The sequence below is a fragment of the Micromonospora sp. NBRC 110037 genome, from assembly GCF_001652995.1.
Classification (GTDB): Bacteria; Actinomycetota; Actinomycetes; order Mycobacteriales; family Micromonosporaceae; genus Micromonospora; species Micromonospora chalcea.
Genome location: NZ_BBVA01000010.1, coordinates 58,224 through 80,231, shown reverse-complemented (window position 1 = coordinate 80,231; position 22,008 = coordinate 58,224). Strand labels below are relative to the sequence as shown.

Below are 22,008 nucleotides of genomic sequence, written 5' to 3'. Positions count from 1 at the left end.
AGGCGTCCACGCAGGACCGTTGGAGATCCACTACGCGGCCCTGTCGGCTTTCGTCAGCGAGATCGGTGACCTTGCGCGAGTCCGGCGCCGTCGGCAGAATCGGCCCGTGCGCCGGGGCCGTCCCCGTTGCCCACCTCGATCATGGCCACCCCTTCCGAGCCTTCGATCACACCGTCGACGCGGTGGGAGCTCGTGCCGCAGAGGAGCATCCGCATGCCGGAAAAGGAACTGACCCTCGTCGACCGGTGCATTCTTGTCACGCTGATGGTGAAGGCGGCGCCTTTGCCGCAGACCTACTTCACCAATGTCGCCGGTATCGGCCTGAAAGCCGATCACCGCCGTCGACTTGAATCACTCGGCCTGATCGAGGTCACCGAGAAGCCGATCACGCTGGCGCTCACCGACAAGGGATGGGACCGCGCCACCGAGGAGTTGGGCGCGGAACCGCCGAAGGGCGCCGGTACCGCGGGCGGAACGCTCTACGTCGCGCTCGACTTCCTGCGCCGGCTGATCGACCATTCCGGAACCCGCGCCGACGACCTGTTCCGGATGCAGATCAACCGGGACGAGGTCGTCGCGCCGCCGCCGGTGGCGTCGTCGGCGTCCCCGGCCGCGGACGCGGTCGCGCTGATCCGGCAGGCGTACCACGAGCTGGCCGCCAAGCCCGGCGACTACGTCATGCTGGCCGATCTTCGCGACGCCCTCTCCGACCTGCCCCGCCCCGAGTTCGACGCCGCGCTCGTGACGCTCAACCGGGAGCGCGGCGTGCACCTGGTGCCCGAGTCCAACCAGAAGGTGCTGAAGCCGCAGGAGCGGGCGGCGGCGGTGACCATCGGCAACCAGGACAAGCATCTGGTCGCCATCTCGTCATGATCGGTGACGAGCAACGCCGTGCCCTGGCGGCGCTGAGGTTCAACTGGGCTCCGACCCCGGACGACGTCTGGAAACCCACACCGTTCCACGTGGAGGGTCTGCACCACGACGTCGTCACGACGGTGCTGGACAGCTTCGCGGAGGCTCAGGCCAGCACCGACTCCAGTCCGGTGGGCGTGGCCATCCTCGGCCAGCGCGGCACCGGCAAGACCCACCTCATCGGCACGGTCCGCCAGCAGGTGCAGGGACGCGGCGGCTTCTTCTTCCTGGTCGAACTGCTCGAAGCCCGGACGTTCTGGCAACGCACCGCGATCTCGATGCTGGAGGGCCTGGTCCGTCCGATGCCGGACGAGACGACCCAGCTACGGGCGTTCCTGCGCCGGCTGGCCGACGCGGTGGGTGCGCCCCGGACGGTACGGCGCGCGGTCGCCGGTGAGACCGAACTCAGCCGTCCGACGCTCGACGCCTTCGTCGACCTGATCCGCAAGAAGGACCGGCAGATCGGCACGGAGTGCCAGGACACCGCGCGCGCCCTGGTGCTCTACGCGGCCGAGCAGTCAGCCGTGCAGGACATCGGCTACGACTTCCTCTCCTCGATGGACGAGGAGGAGCCCGGCCAACGGGCCGGGTGGGGGCTGCGGCGCAATCGTCGTGCGCCCCAGGAGGTGGTCCGGGACATCTCCCGGCTGCTCGCCGTCGTCGGTCCGACCGTGATCGCGGTGGACCAGATCGACCTGATGATCGCCCAGTCCGTGAAGGCCACGAACCAGGACGCCCGGGGCGAGGCGGACTGGCAGACCTCGCTCCTGCTCGAACAGGTCGCCAGCGGACTGATGGCGCTACGCGAGACCACTCGCCGGACGCTGTCCGTCGTCTCGTGCCTGCCGCAGACGTGGCGCAGCATCCAGCAGCAGGCGACGGACACCGTCCAGGACCGGTTCCGGGAGGCCGCCCCGCTCAAGGAGATCCCCTCCGTCGAGGTGGGCCGCGAGCTGGTCGAGAAGCGGTTCGCGGTGCTTTTCGAGGGCCTCGGGTTCACCCCGCCGCACCCCACCTGGCCGGTCCACCCGGACGCGTTCCAGGAGGTTGTCGGCTTCACCCCTCGTGAGCTGCTACGGCGGATCGACACGCACGTCCGGGCCTGCCTGGCCGACGGCGAGGCGCGGGAACTGCGGCACCTGCTGCACACGAGCGGCGAGCGCGTCGCCGGGGATATCGCGCCCGCCACGGTCACCGGGCCGCCACCGGAGAGCCGGACGAACGGATTCGGCAAGCTCGACGCCCGGTACGCGGAGCTGGTCGCCGCCGCCGACACCGCCCTGTCCCCGCAGACGGAGGACGCCCGCGTCCCGCGCCTGCTCGAAGCCGGCCTGACCGCGTGGATCGCCGCGCAGGGCGCGGCAGTCGACGCGTTCAGCCTCGACCCGATCCCCGCCGGAACCAAGCCGGCGCTGCACGCCCGGCTACGGCACAGCCTGAGCGAGGACAGCGAGGACGAGGAGCACTGGTCGTTCCGGGCGATCTCCGCGCCGCACCACATCGCCGTGCTCAACCGGATCCGCAACGCGATCACGACCGCCGGACTCACCGAGGGGGTCGCCAAACGACGGCTCTTCCTGCTGCGCAGCGCGGAGTGGTCGGCCGGTGCCCGTACCCGTGAGGTGCTTGACGCGTTCGAGCGGGCCGGCGGTCGGCGGCTTCCCCTGGACGCGCCGGACGTCGCCCGGCTGGCCGCGCTCGAACAACTCATCCAGGACTACGGGCGGGAGACGCTGCGGCCCTGGTTCGCCGATCGCCGGCCGGCCTCCGACATCACCTGCCTGCGGGAGGCGCTGGGCGACTGGCCGGGTGCGCCGGAAGCCGTCCGGACCGAGGAGCGGCCAGAGGAGGCGCCGGACCGACCCCCGGTCGGGACGCCACCGCCGGTCACCGCTGCACCGCGCTCTGCCGGTCCCGTCCCGACGCCGCGCTCCGCCGGGCTCGACCCGGCGCCGCCGGTGGTCGCTCCCCTGCCACCGGTGGCGGGCATCGACCCGGAGCGGATGGAGATCGGCACTGTCACCGGGCGGCCCGAACCGGTCGGCCTCGACCTGGAAGCGCTGCGCCGGCACACAGTCATCTTCGCCGGCTCCGGTTCCGGCAAGACCGTACTGATCCGCCGCCTGGTCGAGGAGTGCGCCCTGCGCGGCGTGTCGGCCATCGTGCTCGACCCCAACAACGACCTGGCCCGGCTCGGCGAGACCTGGCCCGCCGCACCGCCGGGCTGGGGCGCGGACGACGCCCGCCGCGCGGCGGAATATCTGGCCGGCACCGACGTGGTCGTCTGGACGCCGGGACGGCAGGCCGGTCGGCCGTTGAGCTTCCAGCCGTTGCCGGCCTTCGCCGACGTGCTCGACGACCCGGACGGGTTCACCTCGGCCGTCAACGCCGCCGTCGCCACGCTCGCCCCGCACGCCCGGGTGGACGGCGGCACCGACAAGGCCCGGCTCGGCCGGGCCGTGCTGCGCGAGGCGCTGATCGGCTACGCCCGCAGCGGCGCGAGTGACCTGCGTGAGTTCACCGACGTCCTCAACGATTTACCGGACGGGGTGAGTCAGCTCGACAGCGCGCCCAAGCTGGCCGCCGGCATGGCCCAGCTGCTCAAGGCCGCCCTGATCAACGATCCGCTCCTGGGCGGCGTCGGAACGCCTGTCGACCCGGGCGAGCTGCTCACCCCGCCCTCCGGTCGCCGCGCCCGGGTCTCGGTGATCAACCTCGCCGGGTTGCCCGAGGACAATCAGCGGCAGAGCTTCGTCAACCAGTTGCAGCTCGCCCTGTTCACCTGGATCAAGCGTCATCCGGCCGGGGACCGTCCACTCGGTGGACTCTTCGTCATGGACGAGGCGCAGACGCTGGCCCCGTCCGGCGCCGTGACCGCCTGCACCCAGAGCACGCTCGCGCTGACCTCGCAGGCCCGCAAGTACGGGCTGGGGCTGGTCTTCGCCACCCAGGCACCGAAGGCGTTGCACAACCAGATCCCCGGCAACGCCGCCACGCAGTTCTTCGGCCTGCTCACCGTGCCGGTGCAGATCGAGGCGGCCCGGGATGTGGCCAGGGCGAAGGGCACCGACGTCCCGGACATCGGCAAGCTGCGTACCGGCCAGTTCTACGCCGCGGTCGAGGGGGCCCGGTTCGTCAAGATGCAAGCTCCCATGTGCCTGACCCACCATCCCCGCAGCCCGCTGACCGCTGAGGAGATCGTCCGGCTCGCGACCCTCAGGTGATGTCGCGGCGCATCGGGACGACCACGGCGATCGCGGCTGCGGCGAGCGCGTACCCGGTCAGCAGCAGTGCGCCGGCCGCCGGCGGCAGGAGCGCGACGGCGTCGCTGCCGAGCTGCGCGGACATCGCGTCGGCGACGTACGTGAAGTCGGTGAGCGCGGCGGTGGCGCCGCCGGGCAGGAGCGGGTAGAGCGCGTTGACGCCGGGGATCATCATCAGTACGGGCTCGGCCAGGTACAGGTAGCCGACCACGACGCACACGGCCGCGACCTGGTTGCGGAGCAGCGCGCCCACGCCGGTGCCGACGAGCAGGTACACCGCCATCGCGACGCCGATGCGGGCGAGCAGCGCCAGCACCGTGGGAGCGGGCAGGCCCAGCGACACGCCACGCGCGGCGGCGACTGTGAACAGGGCCGCCGCGGCGGCGACGGCGAGCACGAGGCCGTAGGCGAGGCCGACGATCGCGTGGGTGGCGAGTTTGGCGGCCAGCACCCGCCCTCGGCGCGGCGCGAACATGAACGTGACGGCGGCGGTGCCGTGCCGATGCTCGGAGGTGGCCGCGAGGGCGCCGGCGGCGGCGGGCACGAAGGCGGTGAAGCCGAGGATGCCGAGGATGGACCGCAGGCCCTCCTCGGTGTGCAGGCCGGGCATCGGCGGGTCGAAGTTCTCCGGCCCGACGAGCGCCATGAGCCCGACCAGGCCGCCGCCGAGCGCGACGGCCGCGAGCAGCAGCCCGGTCCACATGCGGGTGGCCAGGACCCGGCGTAGTTCCGCTCTGATCAGGTTCATCGGGCCTCCGCCTTTTCGGTGGTCAGGTCGAGGAAGAGCTGTTCGAGGCTTGTGGTCTCGATGACCAGCTCGTGGACCCGCAGCCGGTGGTCGGCGGCCAGGTCGGCGACGCGCGGCGCGTCCAGTCCGCGTACCCGCAGGCGGCCGGGCCCGGCGGCCTCGACGGACCCGGCGGCGGCCGCCAGCGCGGCGGCCAGGGCTGTCGCGTCCGGCGAGGTGACGAGCACCGTCGGCGGGCCGGTGAGCCGCGACAACGGCCCGGCGGCGACGAGTTCGCCGCGCCGGATCACCACCACGTCGTCGACCACCTGCTGGACCTCGTGCAGGACGTGGCTGGAGACCAGTACGGTGCGGCCCTCGTCGGCGAGGCGGCGCAGCAGCCCGCGCAGCCACGACATGCCTTCCGGGTCCAGGCCGTTCGACGGTTCGTCGAGCAGCAGGACGCGCGGGTCGCCGAGCAGCGCCGTGGCGAGGCTGAGCCGTTGCCGCATGCCGGTGGAGAACCCCCGGGTACGACGGTCGGCGGCCTGCGCGAGGCCGAGCAGATCCAGCAGTTCCGCGACCCGGCTGTCCGGGCAGCCGGCCATCGCGGCGTAGACGCCCAGGTGGTCACGGGCGGTGTGGCCGGGGTGGAACGCGTTGCCGTCGAACACCGCGCCGACGGTCCGTGCCGGCTGGGCCAGCCGGCCGTACGGCTGCCCGCCGATGGTGGCGGTGCCGCTGGTCGGCGTGACCAGCCCGGTCAGCATGCGCATCGTGGTGGTCTTGCCGGCGCCGTTCGGGCCGAGGAAGCCGGTGACCGCGCCGGGTCGTACGGTGAAGGTCAGGTCGCGTACGGCGGTGACGTCGCCGTAGCGTTTGGTCAGGCCCGACGCCTCGATCGCCAGGTGCTCGCCGGTCATGGCCGGCCCCGCGTCGCGCGCCCGATCGTCTCGGCGAGGCCCGGCGCGGCCGGGTCGGAGACCACCACCTCGTCGAACTCGCCGCCGGCCGCCGCGCGATCCAGCACCAGGTGCAGGCCGGGCTGACCGCGCCGGGCCGCCACGAGCTGCCGGGGGCCGCCGAACAGACCCCAGACGCCGATCTTGGCGAAGCCGGACACGGCGTACCCGCGCCGGGCGCCCCGGGCCAGCCGGATCGGCTCGTCCACCGGGGCGGCGTGCCGCACGGCGGCCAGGCGCAGCGCGAACCGCTCCCGCCCGACCCACATCCGCTCCCATCCGGTGAACCGGATGTCGATCACATCGCCGTTGAGCATTACGGAGGCCATCAGTCGTCGCCCTTCGTCGTGTCGGAGTCGTGCGCTGACGTGTGCGTGTCGCCGGGGGTCGCCGGGCGATCGGCGGGCATCAGGACGGTCGCCAGCAGCCGGGGGATCCGGCCGTCGCCGGGCCCTCTGGCGAGCAACGGGCCGACCAGCGCGTTGAGCCCGGCCGCGAACTCGTGCAGCTCGGCGTCGGTCAGGTGCAGTACGAGCTGCTGGTATCCGACCCCGTCGGCGACGAAGTCGACGCGGTCGCGGGCGAGGTAGCGGGAGAACTCGGACAGCAGGCTCGACACGAACGCGGTGAAGTAGCGCGCGTGGTCCTCCGGCGTGGCCGTGGCCAGGGCCGCCGGGTCCAGCGCCGCGCCGTGCGCGGGCAGCGCGTACACCCGCTCGACGGCGCCGCGCACCTTGCGCTCCTGCACCACGTCGAGCATCCCGGCCTTCACGAGCGTCGCCAGGTGCCGGTAGAGCGTGGCGTGCGGGACGTCGGGCAGCAGCTCGGCCAGGTCGTGAGTGGTCACCCGGGTGCCCGCCACGGCACGCAGGACGCGGAGCCGCACCGGGTGCAGCGCCACCTCCGCCCACCGCTCCATCGACATCGCCATGACTGAACCGTATCACTATCGATAGTGATATCGGTAGGGAGTGGGGCGACCGGGCGCGAAAGCCGGACGATCAGGCGGACGGACGGGTGTGGTGGGCCAGCACCCGAGCAAGGAGCCGGGTCAGGTCCGCGCGCTCGTCCGGCGTCAGCGGCGCGAGCAGGTCGTCCTGCACCTCGGCGAGTCGCTTCTCCAGCCGCCGCAACTGCCGCCGCCCCGCCGCGGTGATGGTGACGACGTTGCGCCGCCGGTCGGACGGGTCCGGGGCGCGGACCACGAACTCCCGCTCGGCGAGCTCGTTGAGGGCCGCCACCACGTCGCTGACGTGGATGCCGCTACGCCTGCCGAGCGCCGCCTGGCTGGCCGGGCCGAACTCGTCGAGCGTGGCGAGCAGCCGGAAGTGGTAGCCACGCGCGTCGACCGCCGCCAGCCCGTCGCTCACCAGCCGGCCGGCGCGTACGGCGGTCTGGGTGATCAGCCAGCTCGGCAGGCCGGCCAGGCGGGTGGGTACGACGTCCGGCTCCGGGTTCTCCACATGCCCAGCCTATCCAAAAACGTTGGCGTCCCCAACGATCTGCGCTATCGTTCGTCGCACAAACGTTAGTGGCACCAACGATCGGAGCTACCGTGATCGAGCCGTTCCGTATCCACGTCCGCCAGGCCGACCTCGACGACCTGGCCGACCGCCTGGCCCGCACCCGCTGGCCCGACGAGCTACCAGGCGCCGGGTGGGACTACGGCATCCCGCTGGCCCGCGTACGCGAGCTGGCCGAGCGCTGGCGCACCGCGTACGACTGGCGGCGGGCCGAGGCCGAGCTGAACCGGTATCCGCAGTTCACCACCACCATCGACGGACAGAACATCCATTTCCTGCACGTACGGGCCGCCGACCCGGACGCGCTGCCGCTGATCCTCACGCACGGCTGGCCCGGCTCGGTCGTGGAGTTCCTCGACGTGATCGGCCCGCTGTCCGAACAGTTCCACCTGGTCGTACCGTCGATCCCCGGTTTCGGCTTCTCCGGCCCGACCCGGGAACGCGGCTGGGACGTCGACCGCGTCGCCCGCGCCTGGGCCGAGCTGATGCGCCGGCTCGGCTACCGGCGGTACGGCGCCCAGGGCGGCGACTGGGGCTCGGTGATCTCCACCCGGCTCGGCGGCATCGACCCGGAACACGTCGTCGGCGTGCACCTCAACTACCTGCCCACGCCCCCGCCACCCGGCTGGACCGGCGAGGCCGGACTGTCCGGCGAGGACCGGGACCGGCTCGCCCGGATCATGCGACTCAAGACGCAGCGGCACCCGCACCAGGTGCTCTACGCCAGCCGCCCGCAGACCGTGTCGTACGCGCTCAACGACTCACCCGTCGGGCAGCTCGCGTGGATCGCGGAGAAGTTCACCGAGTGGACCGACCCGGGATCGGCCGTCAGCGTGGACCGCATCCTCACCGACGTCTCGGTCTACTGGTTCACCGGCACCGCCGCCTCGTCCGCGCGGCTGGTGCGGGAGAGCGCGTTCGGTGGCCCGCCCGCGCCCTGCCCGCCCCCGCTCGGAGTCGCCGTGTTCGCGCACGACATCACCCGGTCCGTACGCCCGATCGCCGAGCTGACGTACACGATCCGGCACTGGAGCGAGTTCGACCGGGGCGGTCACTTCGCCGCGCTCGAGGTGCCGGACCTGTTCGTCGACGACGTCCGGTCGTTCTTCTGGAACCTGCGATGACGCCTGGGACGAGTCGCGGAAGTCCCCTGTCCCACCCTCACCGTCGTGGATCTGCACCTGGTGGTGTGCCGTGCCCTGTGCGCCGTCACCTGTGTCCTGTGCTGGGCATGCGTTGTGTGCCGGGGAGTCGAACCCCTGCGCCTGCCCTCGGCGCGCCAGGAGTGAGCCGGATTGCCCGCCGGCTCTCGGGGGCGTGCACGCCTCCACGTCGGCTACCTGCTCCGCGACTCGTCAGTCCAGCAGGTCGACCTCCCAGTTCGTCCGCTGGATCGTGGTGTCCACCTCGCGGATCTGCCGGGCCAGCTCGTCGGCCTGCCGGCGCAGCTCCGCCACCGGCAATGCCGGAACCATCTTCAGCTCCGACCGGAGCTGACGGTAGCCGCGCTGGCCCTCGCCCGCGGCGGCGTCCGCTGCCGCTGTGACCACGCCGTGCCGCAGGCGCAGCACGTCGCGACGCGCGAGCGCGTCGGTCAGGGTGCCACCGTCCACGACAGTCGCGGCGTTCGTCCGGTTGATCCGCCGGATCAGCGTCTCCAGCTCACCGAGCACCCCGGCCGCCTCGACGAGCAGCGCCGAGGCGTCCTCGGCGGGCGTCTCGCCCTCCTGGTAGCGGGCGCTCGCGGTGATGCGGGCACGGAGCTGTTCGGCGCGTCGCGCCGCATCCGCCCGCAGCGCAAGGGCCTCCGCAATCTTCATGGCGAGCAGTATGGCCACAGGGGATCACGGGTGTCGCCGCGTTTTCCGGGGGCGGTCCGGCCCGGGACGACCGGGCCGGACCGCCGCCGCGGCGTTCAGCTCATCGCCGCCGCGAACATCCCCGGCTCGTACGAGCCGCCGCGCTGGTGCACGAGCACCGCGAACCGGTTCGCCGCGTTGATCAGCCCGAGCAGGCACACCAGCGCGGCGATCTGGTCGTCGTCGTAGTGCTCGCGTACCCGCGCCCACGTCTCGTCGGACACGCCCTGATGCGCGTCGGCCAACCGGGTGCCCTCCTCGGCGAACGCCAGCGCCGCGCGCTCGGCCTCGGTGAAGACTGTCGACTCGCGCCAGGCGGCGACCAGGTTCAGCCGCACCGCGCTCTCACCCCCGGCCACCGCCTCCTTGGTGTGCATGTCGATGCACCAGCCGCAGCCGTTGATCTGGCTGGCCCGCAGCGACACCAGCTCCTGGACGGTGCGCGGCAACGTCGACTGGTGGATCGCCAGGCCCGCGCCGGCGAAACGCTTCATGAACGCCGCCGAGACCGGGTTCTCGAACAGGTTGAATCGGGTCTGCATGGGTTGGCCCTCTCTGCTTCGGTGGTGTCGGACGAACACGAGATGCCGGAGACCGCTCCGGCGTGACGGCGCCGGCGGGTGAGGACCACCACAGCGACCCGATGTCACACGGCGGCGGCGGGCGGCGTCTGGTGAGGAGCGCAGCCGGACAGCGGAGGAGCCAGTCATGGCGGACCAGGCCACCGAGGACTTCCTCGCACACCGGAACCTGCTCTTCACCGTCGCGTACGAGATGCTCGGCTCGGCCGCCGACGCGGAGGACGTGGTGCAGGAGACCTGGCTGCGCTGGGCCGGCGTCGACCTCGGCGAGGTGCGGGACCGGCGCGCCTACCTGGTGCGCATCACCACCCGCCAGGCGCTGACCCGGCTGCGCACGCTCGGGCGGCGCAAGGAGTCGTACGTCGGGTCGTGGCTGCCCGAGCCGCTGCTCACCGCGCCCGACGTGGCGGACGACGTGGCGTTGGCCGAGAGCGTGTCGATGGCGATGCTGCTGGTGCTGGAGACGCTGACGCCGACCGAGCGGGCCGTGTTCGTGCTGCGTGAGGTGTTCGACGTCGGCTACGACGAGATCGCCGAGACGGTCGAGCGGACGCCCGTCGCCGTGCGGCAGATCGCGCACCGGGCGCGCGCCCACGTCGCGGCGCGCCGCCCCCGGCGTACCGTCCCGGCTGCCGAGGCCCGCGACGCCCTCGACGCGTTCCGGCGGGCGGTCGAGACCGGCGACCTGGACGGGCTGCTCCGCGTCCTGGCCCCGGACGCGGTCCTGGTCGGCGACGGCGGCGGGATCAAGCAGGCGCTTGCCCGCCCGGTCACCGGCGGCGACAAGGTGGCCCGGCTGCTGGCCGGCGGCTGGTCCCGGATCGCCGCCGTGGCGTCGATGGAACCGGCGCAGGTGAACGGCTACCCGGCACTGTTGGTACGCCTCGACGGCGAGCTGGACACCGTCGTCGCGGTACGCCTCGACGACGGCCGGATCAGCGGCCTCTACGCGGTGCGCAACCCGGAGAAGCTGTCCCGCATGACCCGGGAAACCACACTGCGCCGGTGAGCGCGTGGTCGTGGGACGATCGCCGGATGAGCAGCGCCGCCTCACCCGACGTCAGCGCCCTCGCCATCAACGTGACGGTGCCGGAGGAGCTGCGCTGGACCGACACCCGGCGCGGCGAGGAGTTCACCCTGACCACGCTCAACGTGCGGCTGCTGCCGGACGGGCGGCTCGCCGCGAAGGCGTACGGCCGGCCCACCGCCGGCGGCCGCGGCGCGTACGTGTCGTTCCGGGTGCCCGACCGGCCCGAACTGGCCGCGCTCGTGGCGGCGGCGGCCGACCGCGCCGCCGCGCTCTGGGCCGCGCACGGCGGCCTGGACTGACTCCCGCCTCAGCGGCGCACGCCCACCCCGCCGTAGCCGTGCGACACCGCGGCCTGCGGCTCGCCGTCGGGCCGCCAGTCCGCCACCTTGACCAGGCCCGGATCGACGAGCTCGTACCCGTCGAGGAAGCGGGCCACCTCGTCGCGGGTGCGGGGCACCAGCGGGGAGCTGCTGCGGCGGTAGATCGCGGTGCCCTGCTCGGTGGGCAGCGTCGGCAGGCCGTCCAGCGTGAGGTGGGACAGCGCGAGCACGCTGCCCGGCACTGTGGCGTCGCGCAGCGTCGCCACCGCCGCGTACGGGTCGTCGGCGTCCGGCACGAAGTGCAGCACCGCCAACAGCAGCACCGCCACCGGCTCGCTCAGGTCGATGGTGGCCCGCAGCGTCGGGTCGGCCAGCAACTCGCCGGGCCGCCGCAGGTCACCCCGGAGCACCACGGTGCGGCCGTCGGTGGGCAGCAACCGCCGGGCGTACGCGACCGCCACCTCGTCGTGGTCGACGTAGACCACCCGGGCGTCGGGGCGGATCGCGCGCACCACCTCGTGCACGTTGCCCTGCGTGGGCAGGCCGGCGCCGATGTCGAGGAACTGGCGAATGCCCTGCTCGGCGGCCCAGCGCACGACCCGGCGCAGGAACGCGCGGTTGCTCTGCGCGGCGACGCCGGTGTCCGGGAAGATCCTCAGGACCTCCTCGGCGGCGGCCCGGTCGGCGGCGAAGTTGTGGCAGCCGCCCAGGTAGTAGTCGTACATCCGGGCGACATTGGGTCGGTTCTCAGCCTCCGTCACGCCTCGATGTCTAGCACTCTGCGCGACACACCGCTGACCCGTCGTGTCGATGATCCGGCCGATCCCGCCGTCCACCTGGTACGACGGTGGGACACGCCGTCGCGAGGAGGTACCGATGACAGGTGGACGGGAGACAGTGGAGGTCGAGCCGGCGGTGTTCCGCGCCGTCTACGACTCGCCCGCGTCGCTGCCCGGGCGGCACCGCTGGACCACCCCGGAGGCGGACGTACGCCGGCTGGAGAAGCTGCTGAACATGCCGGCGCGCAGCATCGGCGCTCCGCTGTGGGTCAGCGGCGACGAGCCGGACTGCCCGAAGTGCGGGCGGCGGCCGACCTGGTACGACATCGTCGCGTCCGCGCTGCACGGCGTGCACGACCGCACGATGATCGCCCGGGTGATCCTCGGCGAACGCAAGTACGTGAACACCGAGGTGCCGGACGCGATCCCGGGCGTCCACTGTGCCGACTGCCGCACCCCGATCACCGGGTTGCGCAGCTTCAAGTGCCACAACTGGGCGTACGCGTTCGAGGCGCTGGAGGAGGTCGTCGCCCGGATGTCCGGCCTGCCGGCTCAGTCGTCGCCGCCCGCCGCCTCCTGAGCGCGCCGTTCCGGACGGCGGCCGGGCGGGGCCTGCGGCTCCGGGCCGGGGTCGGGCACCGGCGGCATCGGCCGGGTGACCGGCCCGTCGCCGGTGACGCGGAGCTGTTCGCCGTGGTGCCACAGCTCGACCGCGTCGCCCGGACCGGCGTCCGGCAGCTCGTAGCGGGCCTCCCGCGGCGTGAGCGTGACCCGCAGCCGGTGCCCGTGCCGGCGCAGGTGGAACACCAGCCGGGTGATCCGCCCCGGTAGCCGCGGCTCGAACGCGAGCACGCCCCGGTCGTCGCGCAGCCCGCCGAAGCCCTGCGCCACCACCAGCCAGGCGCCGGCCAGGGACGCCAGGTGCAGCCCGTCGGCGGTCTTGTCGCCCAGGTCTGCGAGGTCCTGCAACGCGGTCTCGGCGAACAGGTCGTACGCCAGGTCGAGGTGCCCGACCTCGGCGGCGAGGATCGCCTGCGCGGACGCCGACAGCGACGAGTCCCGGACGGTCCGCGCCTCGTAGTAGGCGACGTTGCGCGTCTTCTCCTCGGCGGTGAACTCCCCCGGGCAGCGCAGCATGGCCAGCACCAGGTCGGCCTGCTTGACCACCTGCTTGCGGTACAGCTCCTGGTAGGGGAAGTGCAGCAGCAGCGGATAGTCGTCCTCGCCGGTGCCGGCGAAGTCCCACTCCGGCTGCGCGGTGAACCCGGCCGACTGCTCGTGCACGCCGCGCTTGCCGTCGTACGGGACGAACATCGCGTCGGCGGCGGCCCGCCAGCCGGCCACCTCGGCGGCGTCGACACCCAGCCGGGCGGCCACCTCGGGGCAGTCCTCGGCGGCGCCGGCGGCGCCGCGCAGGTTGCGCCGGGCCATCAGGTTCGTGAAGACGTTGTCGTCGACCAGCGCGGAGTACTCGTCCGGGCCGGTGACGCCGGTCAGGTGGAACGCGCCGGCGTCGTCGAAGTGGCCGTAGCCGTGCCACAGCCGGGCGGTCTCGATCAGCACCTCGGCACCGCACTCGGCGAGGAACGCGGTGTCGCCGGTGGCCGCGACGTACCGCAGGATCGCGTCCGCGATGTCCGCGTTGACGTGCAGGCCCGCGCTGCCGGCCGGCCAGTAGCCGGAGCACTCCCGGCCGCTGAGCGTCCGCCACGGATAGGTGGCGCCGGTCAGACGCAGCTCGGCCGCACGCTCGCGGGCCTCGGGCAGGTGGGCGTGCCGCCAGCGCAGCGCCGAGCGGGCCAGCTCCGGCGCCAGGTACGTCAGCACCGGCAGCACGTAGCCCTCGGTGTCCCAGAGCACGTGCCCGTCGTAGCCGTTGCCGGTCAGCCCCTTCGCCGGGATGGTCCGGGCCCCGTCGGCGCGCCCCGACTGGAGCAGGTGGAACACCGAGAACCGCACCGCGAGCTGCAGCTCCGGGTCACCGTCCAGCTCGACGTCGGCGGTGGCCCACGCGGCATCCAGCGCGGCGCGCTGCTCGGCGAGCAGGGCGTCGAACCCGTCGGCCCGGGCCGCGTCCGCCTCCGCGACGACCAGGTCGGCCAGCTCACCGGGCGGGGTGCCGTCGACCTCCGCCCACTCGTACGCGGCGAACCGGGTGACCCGGATCCGCTCGCCCTGGCGTACCGGACCGGACAGCGCCAGCCGGAACCGGTCGGCGGTCAGCTCGGTGCCGGTGGCGATCTCGTCGGGTGCCTCGACCCGGTGCGCGACGGCGACGGCGACCCGCTGGCCGCTGCGCCCGGTCCGGTGCACGAGCACCCCGTCCAGGCCGTCGTCGCGGCGGATCTCGCCGGTGAGCGGGTCGTGGATCACCGAGGCGGCCCGGGGGTCGTCGGCACGTTCCGGCACACGCTGGTTGGCGAGCAGGTCGGCGCCGATCCGCAGCCGTACCGGCTCGTCCAGCGGTTCGACGGCCCAGTCGACGGCGGCGACCGGACGGCGGGTCAGCGAGACCAGGCGGGTGCTGCGGATCCGGACACCCCGGCCACCCGGCGAGACCCATTCGGTCTCCCGCCGGACCACCCCGGCGCGCAGGTCCAGCTCCTGGTGGTGCCGCCGGATCGTGCCGGTGCCCAGGTCCAGCGGCTCGTCGCCCACCCAGAGCCGGATCAGGGCGGCGTTGGGCGCGCTGATCACGGTGTCGCTGCGTTCCGGGAACGCGTACCCGCTCTCCGGGTAGCTCAGCTCGTGCTGCTCGTGGAACCCGTTGAGGTAGCTGCCCGGCATGCCGCACGGCTCGCCCTCGTCGAGCGTCCCGCGCCAGCCCACCCAGCCGTTGGCGAGCGCGAAGACCGACTCGGTCTCGCCCAGCCGGTCCAGGTCCGCGCTGGTACGCCGGATCCGCCAACCGTCGTCGCCGTGCGACACGTGCCCTCCCGAGTCCGAAGCCTGGACCGCCACCGAACCAGACCCGGCTGGGAGGCGGCTGGGACCCCGATACCCGTGGTGACCCCGCCCGCACCTGCGGGTGGCCGATCACACGGTGACGAGCACCAGCGTGGCGGCGGTGCCGAGCACCAGGAACGGCCCGAACGGCAGGTGCCCGGACCAGCGGACCCGCCGGGCGGCGAGCAGTGCCACCCCGGTCGCCCCGGCGAGGAGGAGCGCGAGCACCAGCCCGGCCACCAGCACCGGCCAGCCGTACCAGCCGAGCAGCGCGCCCGCGCCGAGCGCCAGCTTGGCGTCGCCGAGGCCGAAACCACGCCGCCCGAGCAGCAGCGTGGTCGCGGCGAAGCCGCCGCCGAGCGCCAGAGCGGCGGCTGTGGCGCGGATCCACGGGTCCGCGCCCGTGCCGGTCAGCGCGGCCACCCCGAGCAGCGCCCACGCGCCGGCCGCGGCCGGCCAGGTGAGCCGGTCGGGCAGCCGGTGCGCCATCGCGTCCACGATCGTCATCGGCACCGCCCAGAGCAGCCACCAGGCGAGCGCCAGGCGCGCGGCGGGCACGCCGCCGGCAAGCACCGGCACGGCGACCGCCACGAGCAGCGCCACCTCGACCACGGCCGGGGCCGCGCCGACCCGGGCCCGGCAGGCCGGGCACCGGGCCGCGGGGCCGAGCGCCGGCAGTGGCCGGTCCAGCCCGATCGGGGCGGCGCAGCCGTCGCACGCCGTCCGGTCCGGACAATCCGGGGGTACGGCGTAACGCGCCACCGCCAGCCGGAGCAGCGGTACGACCGCGAGGGCGGCCAGCAGCCGGACGACCGGACGGCTGGCCTCGGCCACCGGTCCGGTACGCCGTACCCGTTCAGTGGTCACGCCGGCTCCCCCGTCCGGTCGCCGTATGTTCCATCGTGAAGCACGCAGAGTGATTTCTCGTTCGCGCTGATGTGACGGGGGAGCCCGCAGCGGCGTGCGGCGCGACGCGCGACCGGCCGGGACCGACCGCGGTGTGAGCCCTATCGAACCGGCGGGACGGATCGGACGAGCGGCACGCTCCCCACCCATACCGGCGGCTCGTCGCCACCGCCACGGCGGGTACGGGTGAGCACACGCCCGCCGGCCCGGAGCCCACCGGAAGCCCGCTCGTCATCGTGACGACACACACCGGCCACCACCTCCCGTCTTCACTCACCGTGTTCACGTGAATTGCCTCTGTTGCATCGGCGGACGTGAGCTTATGCTCGCCCCTTGGGTACGACGCAACCCCCGATCAATTGGCGTCGGAGGAGTCAGGGCACAGAACCCGCAGCTATCAGTACAGGTCAATACGAGTGGCGGCGACGGGGACCCGGAGTGACAGTTCCGGGTGCGCTTCCGCATGCCCGGAGCGGGTCGGCGTGATCGCCCCGGGCCGGCACCGAGGAGGGATCGGCGTTGCGCACACGGCAATCCCGCCGATGGGAAATCTACCTGCTCAGCCTCGCGCTGGCGGTCGGCGCGGCCGGCTGCGGCACCGAGCCGGAGGCGGCCAACCGACCGCTCACCGGCCGCGCCGCCGCCCCCGCCACCCATTCCGCCGAGGCGGAGAAGGAAGCCGAAAAGGCGGCGCTTGCCGCGTATTCCGGCTATCTCGACGCGTCCCGGGCGGCGAGCGCCCGAAGCGATCCGTCCCATCCCGCTCTGGCCCGTTTTCTGGCTGATCCGCTGCTGACCCGGGTGCGAATGGCAATTCTCGACGCGAAGGAGCACGGCGCGATGCGTACCGGGAAACTGGTCTCCGACCCCACAGTGGTCTCGGTCGACCTGACCGCCCGCCCACCCACCGTCGAGATCCAGGACTGCCTGGACGCGAGCGGCTACCGGCTCGTCTACGCCAAGGACCGCAAGGCCGTGCCGGGCACCCGCGGCGGGCGCTACCTCGCCACCGCCACAGCGGCCCGCTTCCCGGACGGCCGGTGGCTGATCAACGGCGGCGCCGCACATCAGGACCAGCCGTGCTGACCTGGGGAGGAAGGGGTGTCCCGGCCCGCCCGCCCCGGGCCGGGACGCTCCGCCGGGTGCTGCTCGCCGCCGGCCTCGCCGCGCTGCTGACGCTCACCGGCGCGCCCGCGCGTGCAGCCGACCCCGGTGGCTCGTGCCCGCCGGAACAGACCGACTGCGACGTGTGGGACGACGACCCCGGCACCCCGGGCGGCCCGGGCGGGCCGGGCGGCGGGGACAACGGCGGCGGCGGCAACGGCGGCGGCGCGCCGAAGTGCCAGTGGAACGGCCGCGTCATCCCCTGCTACAACGAGACGCTCGGCTGGTTCAACAACGCCGACGGCTGCTACTACAAGCTCGCCGAGCCGCAGGACGAGGCGCCCCCCGGCAAGCAGTGGTACCAGCTCACCTGCAACGGCGGCGACACCAGCCCGGGCAGCATGCGCCAGGAACTCCTGGACGCCCCGCCGCCCGGCTACGGCGCCCCGCCGGACCCGGAGGAGCTGGCCCGGCGCGCGCTGGCCTCGATCTCGCTGCTCCCGCCCCGGGCCTCGGTCGCGCCCCGGCGCAGTCAGGGACCCGGCCTGGTCGGGCTGCCGGTCTGGATGTGGGCCAGCCCGGGCGAGGCGTACTTCGGGCCGCTGAGCGCCTCCGCCTCCGACCGCGGGCTGACCGTGAGGATCACGGCGAAGGTGGACCGGATCGTCTGGCACATGTCCGACGACATCGACGTCACCTGCCACGGACCGGGCACGCCGTACCGGGCCGACGGGCCGCGGGCCGGCTTGACCTCGCCCGACTGCGGTCTCGACGCCGGCTATCCGAAGGCCGACACCTACCAGGTCAGCGCCACCACGTTCTGGACCGTCGAGTGGTCCGGCGGCGGGGAGAGCGGCGTGATCGCCCAGAGCCGGTCCAGCGGCGTCATCCCGGTACAGATCAACGAGCTTCAGGTGGTGACCCGATGAGTGTGGTGGCAGCCCGCAACGGAACCCCGATGGAGGCGCCGGTCGCGCCGCCGAAGGTGGTCCGGCAGCGACGTGTCCGGCCCGGCCTGCTCGGCCTGGCGATCCTGCTGATCGCCCTCGGCGGGCTCGGCGCGGCGTTCGCGGTCACCTCGGTGCGCTCCACCGGCACGTACCTGGCCGTGGCCCGGCCGGTCGACGTGGGCCGGCAACTCACAGCCGACGACCTGGTGCCGGTGCGCGTCTCCGGCGGGCGGGAACTCCAGCCGGTGCCGGCCGACCGGATGGACGAGGTGCTGGGACTGCGGGCGGCCGTCCGGCTCACCCCGGGCACGCTGCTCACCGAGGCGCAGCTCACCGAGGCCCCGCTGCTCGGCGCCGGCCAGCAGCAGATCGCTCTCGGGCTGGAACCCGAGCAGGTGCCGGCCCGCAAGCTGAACCCCGGCGACAAGGTGCTGCTGGTCAGCACACCGAGCAACGCCACGAACGGCTCCGACGCGTCCCGTGCCGGCGGAACCCGGTTCGAGGGCACCGTGATCGATACCGCCACGCCGCAGAACGGCGACGTGGTGGTCTACCTGGCGCTGACCGTGCGGGACGTGCCGGCGGTCGTGGCGCTCGCCGCCGCCGACCGGATCGCGCTCGTGCTCACCGAGGCGGCCTGATGGCGATCATCGCCCTGGTCTCGGCGAAGGGATCGCCGGGCGTCACCACCGCGGCGCTCGCCGCCGCGCTGAGCTGGCACCGGCGGCTCGTGCTGGCCGAGTGCGACCCGGCGGGCGGCTCGATCCTCGCCGGCTACCTCGGCGGGGCCCTGGACGGCCCGCGCGGCATCGGTGAGCTGGCGGTGGGCGAGCTGCGCGACGGCAGCCTGGAGCACACGTTCTGGTCCCAGCTGGTCGACCTGGACGCGCCCCGGCGCGAGCGGCTGCTGCTGCCCGGCGTGGTGGACCCGGCCCAGGCCGGCAGCGTGATCCCGCTGTGGCAGCGCTTCGCCGACTACTTCACCGGGCTGGAGCGCGGCGAACCGCCGTACGACGTGCTCGTCGACTGTGGCCGGCTCGCCGTCGGCGGTCCACCGTGGCCGCTGCTGCGGGCCGCCACTGTGGTGCTGCTGGTCACCCGGGCGACCCTGCCCGACCTCTCCGCCACCCGGGCCACCGCCCGGGCGATCGAACGGGACCTCACCGAGCACCGCGTACCGCCGGGCACGCTGCGGCTGCTCGTGGTCGGGGACGGGCACGGCACCAGCGAGATCAGCAAGGCGCTGCGGCTACCGGTGATCGCCCGCCTGCCGCACGACCCGCGTACCGCCGAGGTGCTCGGCCACGGCGGCACCGTACGCGCGAACCGGCCGCTCATGCGCGCGGCCGGCGCCCTGGAGGTGCCGGTCCGGGCGCTGCTGGAGCGGCGGCGGGCCCGGCTCGCCTGGCCGGGCGCGACCACACCGCGCGCGGTGACCGCGCCGAGCGTGCCGGGGGTGTCCGGTGCGGTTTGAGCCGGTCTCCCACGACCCGCGCGGGCAGCAGCCCGGCGTCGTCTCCACGGTCCCGCCGCTGGCGCCGCCGAACGGCCGGCACCACGTCCCCGGCCCACTCCCCGCCGCGCCCCCGGCACCGCCGCCGCGCCCCCGGATCGACTTCGCCGTGGTCCGCGAGCTGCGCCGGGAACTGAGCGAACGGCTCACCCACTGGCAGCGCGGCCGCGAGTTCGACGCCGACGCCGAGGAGGTCGAGCGCGCCCGGCTCGCGGTCACCGTGGTCTCCGCGTACGCCGACTCGGTACGCCGGTCCGGTACGCCGATGGCGGCGGACGAGGAACGGCTGCTGCTCGACCAGGTGACAGCCGAACTCGTCGGGCTGGGCCGGCTCCAGACGCTGCTCGTCGACGACAGCATCGAGGAGGTGCACATCCTCGGCTGCGACCAGGTACGCATCACCCGGCACGGCGGCGGCGTCGACTGGGCCGAGCCGATCGCCGAGACCGACGACGAGCTGGTGGAGATCCTCCAGGCGGCGGCCCGCCGGGCGGGTGCCACCGAACGGTCGCTGTCCACCTCGAAGCCCACGCTCGACCTGCAACTGCCCGACGGCAGCCGCCTGGCCGCCGTGTTCCTGGTCAGCCACCGCCCGTACGCGGTGATCCGCAAGCACAACACGCTCGCGGTGAGCCTGGAGGACATCGCGGGCGGCCGGCCCGACCTGGACGAGATGATCGACCCGCTGCTGCGCGACTTCCTGCGCGCGTCCATGCGGGCCGGGCTGAACATCATGGTCGCCGGGCTCGCCGGGGCCGGGAAGACCACTGTCATCCGGGCGCTGATGGACGAGATCCCGTCCGACGAGCCGTACGTGCTGCTGGAGGAGAGCCGGGAACTGCTGCCGGCCCGGCGTGGGCACAAGCACCGTGCGGTGATGAGCTTCGAGTCCCGGGAGGGGCACGGCGAGCGCGGCGCGGACGGACGGCCGGCGGGTGAGGTCAGCATCGCCGACCTGATCCCGGTGTCGCTGCGGATGGGCGTGCTGCGGATCATCGTCGGCGAGGTGCGGTCCCGGGAGATCGTGCCGATGCTCCAGGCGATGACCACCAGCCGCGGGTCGATGTGCACCATCCACGCGCGTACCCCCTCGGGGGTGAGCGAACGCATCATCGAGCTGGCGCTGTCGCACGGCCGGGAGATGACAGTCGACCAGGCCCGCCGGATGGCCGGCAACGCGCTCGACCTGATCGTCTACGTGACTGTCGAGGACGAGACCGCGATCGGCGGGCGCAAGCACCGGTTCGTGTCGCACGTCGAGGAGGTCATCGGCGTCGGCGAAGGCAACCGGATCACCACCACCACCGTCTTCGGCCCCGGGCCGGACGGCCGCGCGGTCCCCCGCCACCTGCCCGAACGCATCCGCGAGCAGTTGCTGCGCGTCGGCTACGACGCCCGGCTGCTCACCCGGTTCGTCGAGGCCGGCGTGGGCGCGTGGCGGCGGCCCCGGCACACCCGCCTCGGGGCACGGCCGAACGGAGGCCCGGCGTGACGCAGATCGAACTGATCGCCCTGGTCTCCGGCGCGGCCTGCGTGGCCGGGCTGGTGCTGGCGGTGGTCGCGCTCGTCGGCACCCGCCGCCCACCGGGCCCGGCCCCGGGCGCCGGGCCCGGCCTGAGCCGGCTCTGGACCGGTTCCGGCGCGAGCCGCGCCGACCAGCGCCGCTACCAGCTCCTGCTCGGCGCCGCGGTGGTCGCCGGGGCGGCGGCGTTCCTGCTCACCGGGCTGCCGGTGGTCGGCCTGCTGGTGGCGCTCGCGGTGCCGGGCGTGCCGTGGCTGTTCGCGGTGGGCCGGGCCGAGCAGCGGGCCATCGCCCGGGTCGAAGCCGTAGGCGAGTGGACCCGCCGGCTCAAGGACATCTCGGCCACCGGCCAGGGGCTCCAGCAGGCGATCATCGGCACCATCGCCACCGCGCCGGAGGAGATCCAGGAGGAGGTACGCACGCTCGCCGCCCGCCTGCAGGCCGGCTGGCTGGCCCGCTCCGCGCTGCTCGCCTTCGCCGACGAGATCGCCGACCCGGTCGCCGACCAGGTGGTGGCCGCGCTGATCCTGCACCTCACCGACCGGGGTGAGCGCCTCGGCGACGTGCTCGGCTCGATCGCCACCGCCGCCTCGGCCGAGGTGGCGACGCGGCGCGAGGTCGAGGCCAAACGCACCCAGCCGCGGTTCGCGGTCCGCTTCCTCACCGGCATGACGCTGGCGACCCTGGCGTACGGGCTGGTGAACAGCGACTACATCCGTCCCTACGGGACGCTCACCGGTCAGCTCGTGATGGCGGTGCTCGGCGCGGCGTTCGTCGGCCTGCTGGTCTGGGTGCGGTCGATGAGCCAGCCGCCCCGGCCCGCGCGCTTCCTCCCGGCGCCCGATCCGGAGGAGGCGATCGCGTGAGCGCGAGGAGTGAGCTTGCGAGCCCCGCAGTCGCGAACGAAAGGCGGCCACGGTGATCCTCAACTGGCAGATGGCGATCGCGGTACTCGGCGGGTGCGCGGTCGGGCTCGGGCTGTTCCTTGTGGTACGCGAGGCGCTGCCGGCCACCCCGGCGCTCGGCCCGGCGCTGCGCCGGCTGCACCAGCCGCCCGGGCAGGCCCCGGCCGCCGGCGCCGGACCGGACTGGCTCGGCGGGTTCGCCCGCT

22 protein-coding genes and 1 pseudogene are annotated in these 22,008 nt (G+C 73.7%); 13 read left to right on the top strand and 10 right to left on the bottom strand.

Going from position 1 to position 22,008, the window contains the following annotated elements; genetic code table 11:
• Positions 1-126: 126 nt before the first annotated feature.
• Complete coding sequence (locus A4R25_RS25725; RefSeq protein ID WP_231915635.1) at positions 127-873, top strand: hypothetical protein; 747 nt, start codon at positions 127-129, stop codon at positions 871-873.
• Positions 870-4,136, top strand: a complete 3,267-nt coding sequence (locus A4R25_RS25720) for a helicase HerA domain-containing protein (protein ID WP_064448371.1) — start codon at positions 870-872, stop codon at positions 4,134-4,136. Before A4R25_RS25725 ends, A4R25_RS25720 begins: the two co-directional genes overlap by 4 nt.
• Here the strand turns inward: A4R25_RS25720 and A4R25_RS25715 are convergent.
• The 5 genes from A4R25_RS25715 to A4R25_RS25695 form a co-directional block, all read right to left on the bottom strand.
• Positions 4,129-4,923, bottom strand: coding sequence for an ABC transporter permease (locus A4R25_RS25715; RefSeq protein ID WP_064448370.1), 795 nt, complete (start codon positions 4,921-4,923; stop codon positions 4,129-4,131). The two genes, A4R25_RS25720 and A4R25_RS25715, sit on opposite strands and share 8 nt — an antisense overlap.
• Positions 4,920-5,825, bottom strand: a complete 906-nt coding sequence (locus tag A4R25_RS25710) for an ABC transporter ATP-binding protein (protein WP_064448369.1) — start codon at positions 5,823-5,825, stop codon at positions 4,920-4,922. The genes A4R25_RS25715 and A4R25_RS25710 overlap by 4 nt, the downstream gene beginning before the upstream one ends.
• Entirely contained in the window at positions 5,822-6,193 is a 372-nt protein-coding gene (locus A4R25_RS25705; RefSeq protein ID WP_064448368.1) for a hypothetical protein, read from the bottom strand. The genes A4R25_RS25710 and A4R25_RS25705 overlap by 4 nt, the downstream gene beginning before the upstream one ends.
• Entirely contained in the window at positions 6,193-6,795 is a 603-nt protein-coding gene (locus A4R25_RS25700; RefSeq protein ID WP_167435554.1) for a helix-turn-helix domain-containing protein, read from the bottom strand. Before A4R25_RS25700 ends, A4R25_RS25705 begins: the two co-directional genes overlap by 1 nt.
• A gap of 70 nt (positions 6,796-6,865) precedes the next feature.
• A complete protein-coding gene (locus A4R25_RS25695; RefSeq protein WP_064448367.1) occupies positions 6,866-7,327 on the bottom strand; it encodes a MarR family winged helix-turn-helix transcriptional regulator in 462 nt (153 codons plus the stop codon).
• A 92-nt stretch (positions 7,328-7,419) separates the two neighbouring features.
• Here A4R25_RS25695 and A4R25_RS25690 point away from each other — a divergent pair, with 92 nt between their 5' ends.
• Positions 7,420-8,511: an epoxide hydrolase family protein gene (locus A4R25_RS25690; protein WP_064448366.1), complete on the top strand. Its 1,092-nt coding sequence runs from the start codon at positions 7,420-7,422 to the stop codon at positions 8,509-8,511.
• A 231-nt stretch (positions 8,512-8,742) separates the two neighbouring features.
• Here A4R25_RS25690 and A4R25_RS25685 read toward each other — a convergent pair whose 3' ends face one another.
• Positions 8,743-9,207: a DIP1984 family protein gene (locus tag A4R25_RS25685; protein WP_064448468.1), complete on the bottom strand. Its 465-nt coding sequence runs from the start codon at positions 9,205-9,207 to the stop codon at positions 8,743-8,745.
• 95 nt (positions 9,208-9,302) lie between these two features.
• Entirely contained in the window at positions 9,303-9,788 is a 486-nt protein-coding gene (locus tag A4R25_RS25680; RefSeq protein ID WP_043327495.1) for a carboxymuconolactone decarboxylase family protein, read from the bottom strand.
• A gap of 166 nt (positions 9,789-9,954) precedes the next feature.
• Between A4R25_RS25680 and A4R25_RS25675 the strand changes: the two genes are divergently transcribed.
• Both A4R25_RS25675 and A4R25_RS25670 read left to right on the top strand, forming a co-directional pair.
• Positions 9,955-10,836, top strand: coding sequence for an RNA polymerase sigma-70 factor (locus A4R25_RS25675; RefSeq protein WP_064448365.1), 882 nt, complete (start codon positions 9,955-9,957; stop codon positions 10,834-10,836).
• The gene (locus A4R25_RS25670; protein ID WP_231915634.1) at positions 10,833-11,156 is read left to right on the top strand and encodes a hypothetical protein; all 324 of its coding nucleotides are present in this window, start codon (positions 10,833-10,835) and stop codon (positions 11,154-11,156) included. The genes A4R25_RS25675 and A4R25_RS25670 overlap by 4 nt, the downstream gene beginning before the upstream one ends.
• Positions 11,157-11,164: 8 nt before the next feature.
• On the opposite strand, the gene A4R25_RS25665 is transcribed toward A4R25_RS25670, so the two are convergent.
• Positions 11,165-11,938, bottom strand: a complete 774-nt coding sequence (locus tag A4R25_RS25665; protein ID WP_064448364.1) for an SAM-dependent methyltransferase — start codon at positions 11,936-11,938, stop codon at positions 11,165-11,167.
• A gap of 115 nt (positions 11,939-12,053) precedes the next feature.
• Here A4R25_RS25665 and A4R25_RS25660 point away from each other — a divergent pair, with 115 nt between their 5' ends.
• Entirely contained in the window at positions 12,054-12,536 is a 483-nt protein-coding gene (locus A4R25_RS25660) for a hypothetical protein (protein WP_043330744.1), read from the top strand.
• Here the strand turns inward: A4R25_RS25660 and A4R25_RS25655 are convergent.
• Both A4R25_RS25655 and A4R25_RS25650 read right to left on the bottom strand, forming a co-directional pair.
• Positions 12,509-14,884: a glycoside hydrolase family 65 protein gene (locus A4R25_RS25655; protein WP_064448363.1), complete on the bottom strand. Its 2,376-nt coding sequence runs from the start codon at positions 14,882-14,884 to the stop codon at positions 12,509-12,511. The two genes, A4R25_RS25660 and A4R25_RS25655, sit on opposite strands and share 28 nt — an antisense overlap.
• Before the next feature lie 108 nt (positions 14,885-14,992).
• Entirely contained in the window at positions 14,993-15,769 is a 777-nt protein-coding gene (locus A4R25_RS25650) for a prepilin peptidase (protein WP_064448362.1), read from the bottom strand.
• A 558-nt stretch (positions 15,770-16,327) separates the two neighbouring features.
• Between A4R25_RS25650 and A4R25_RS25645 the strand changes: the two genes are divergently transcribed.
• The 7 genes and pseudogenes from A4R25_RS25645 to A4R25_RS25615 all read left to right on the top strand — a co-directional run.
• Positions 16,328-16,894, top strand: a complete 567-nt coding sequence (locus tag A4R25_RS25645; protein ID WP_043327504.1) for a hypothetical protein — start codon at positions 16,328-16,330, stop codon at positions 16,892-16,894.
• A complete protein-coding gene (locus A4R25_RS25640) occupies positions 16,888-17,841 on the top strand; it encodes a hypothetical protein (protein WP_043327505.1) in 954 nt (317 codons plus the stop codon). The genes A4R25_RS25645 and A4R25_RS25640 overlap by 7 nt, the downstream gene beginning before the upstream one ends.
• Positions 17,838-18,503, top strand: a complete 666-nt coding sequence (locus A4R25_RS25635) for an SAF domain-containing protein (protein WP_043327506.1) — start codon at positions 17,838-17,840, stop codon at positions 18,501-18,503. Before A4R25_RS25640 ends, A4R25_RS25635 begins: the two co-directional genes overlap by 4 nt.
• Positions 18,503-19,336 carry a hypothetical protein gene (locus tag A4R25_RS25630; protein ID WP_064448361.1) on the top strand — a complete coding sequence of 278 codons (834 nt, stop codon included), beginning with the start codon at positions 18,503-18,505 and terminating at the stop codon, positions 19,334-19,336. The genes A4R25_RS25635 and A4R25_RS25630 overlap by 1 nt, the downstream gene beginning before the upstream one ends.
• The gene (locus A4R25_RS25625) at positions 19,326-20,867 is read left to right on the top strand and encodes a CpaF family protein (RefSeq protein WP_064448360.1); all 1,542 of its coding nucleotides are present in this window, start codon (positions 19,326-19,328) and stop codon (positions 20,865-20,867) included. The genes A4R25_RS25630 and A4R25_RS25625 overlap by 11 nt, the downstream gene beginning before the upstream one ends.
• Positions 20,810-21,763: a type II secretion system F family protein gene (locus tag A4R25_RS25620; RefSeq protein ID WP_369799315.1), complete on the top strand. Its 954-nt coding sequence runs from the start codon at positions 20,810-20,812 to the stop codon at positions 21,761-21,763. The genes A4R25_RS25625 and A4R25_RS25620 overlap by 58 nt, the downstream gene beginning before the upstream one ends.
• A 52-nt stretch (positions 21,764-21,815) precedes the next feature.
• Positions 21,816-22,008, top strand: a pseudogene (locus tag A4R25_RS25615) (secretion system protein); the annotation flags it as partial.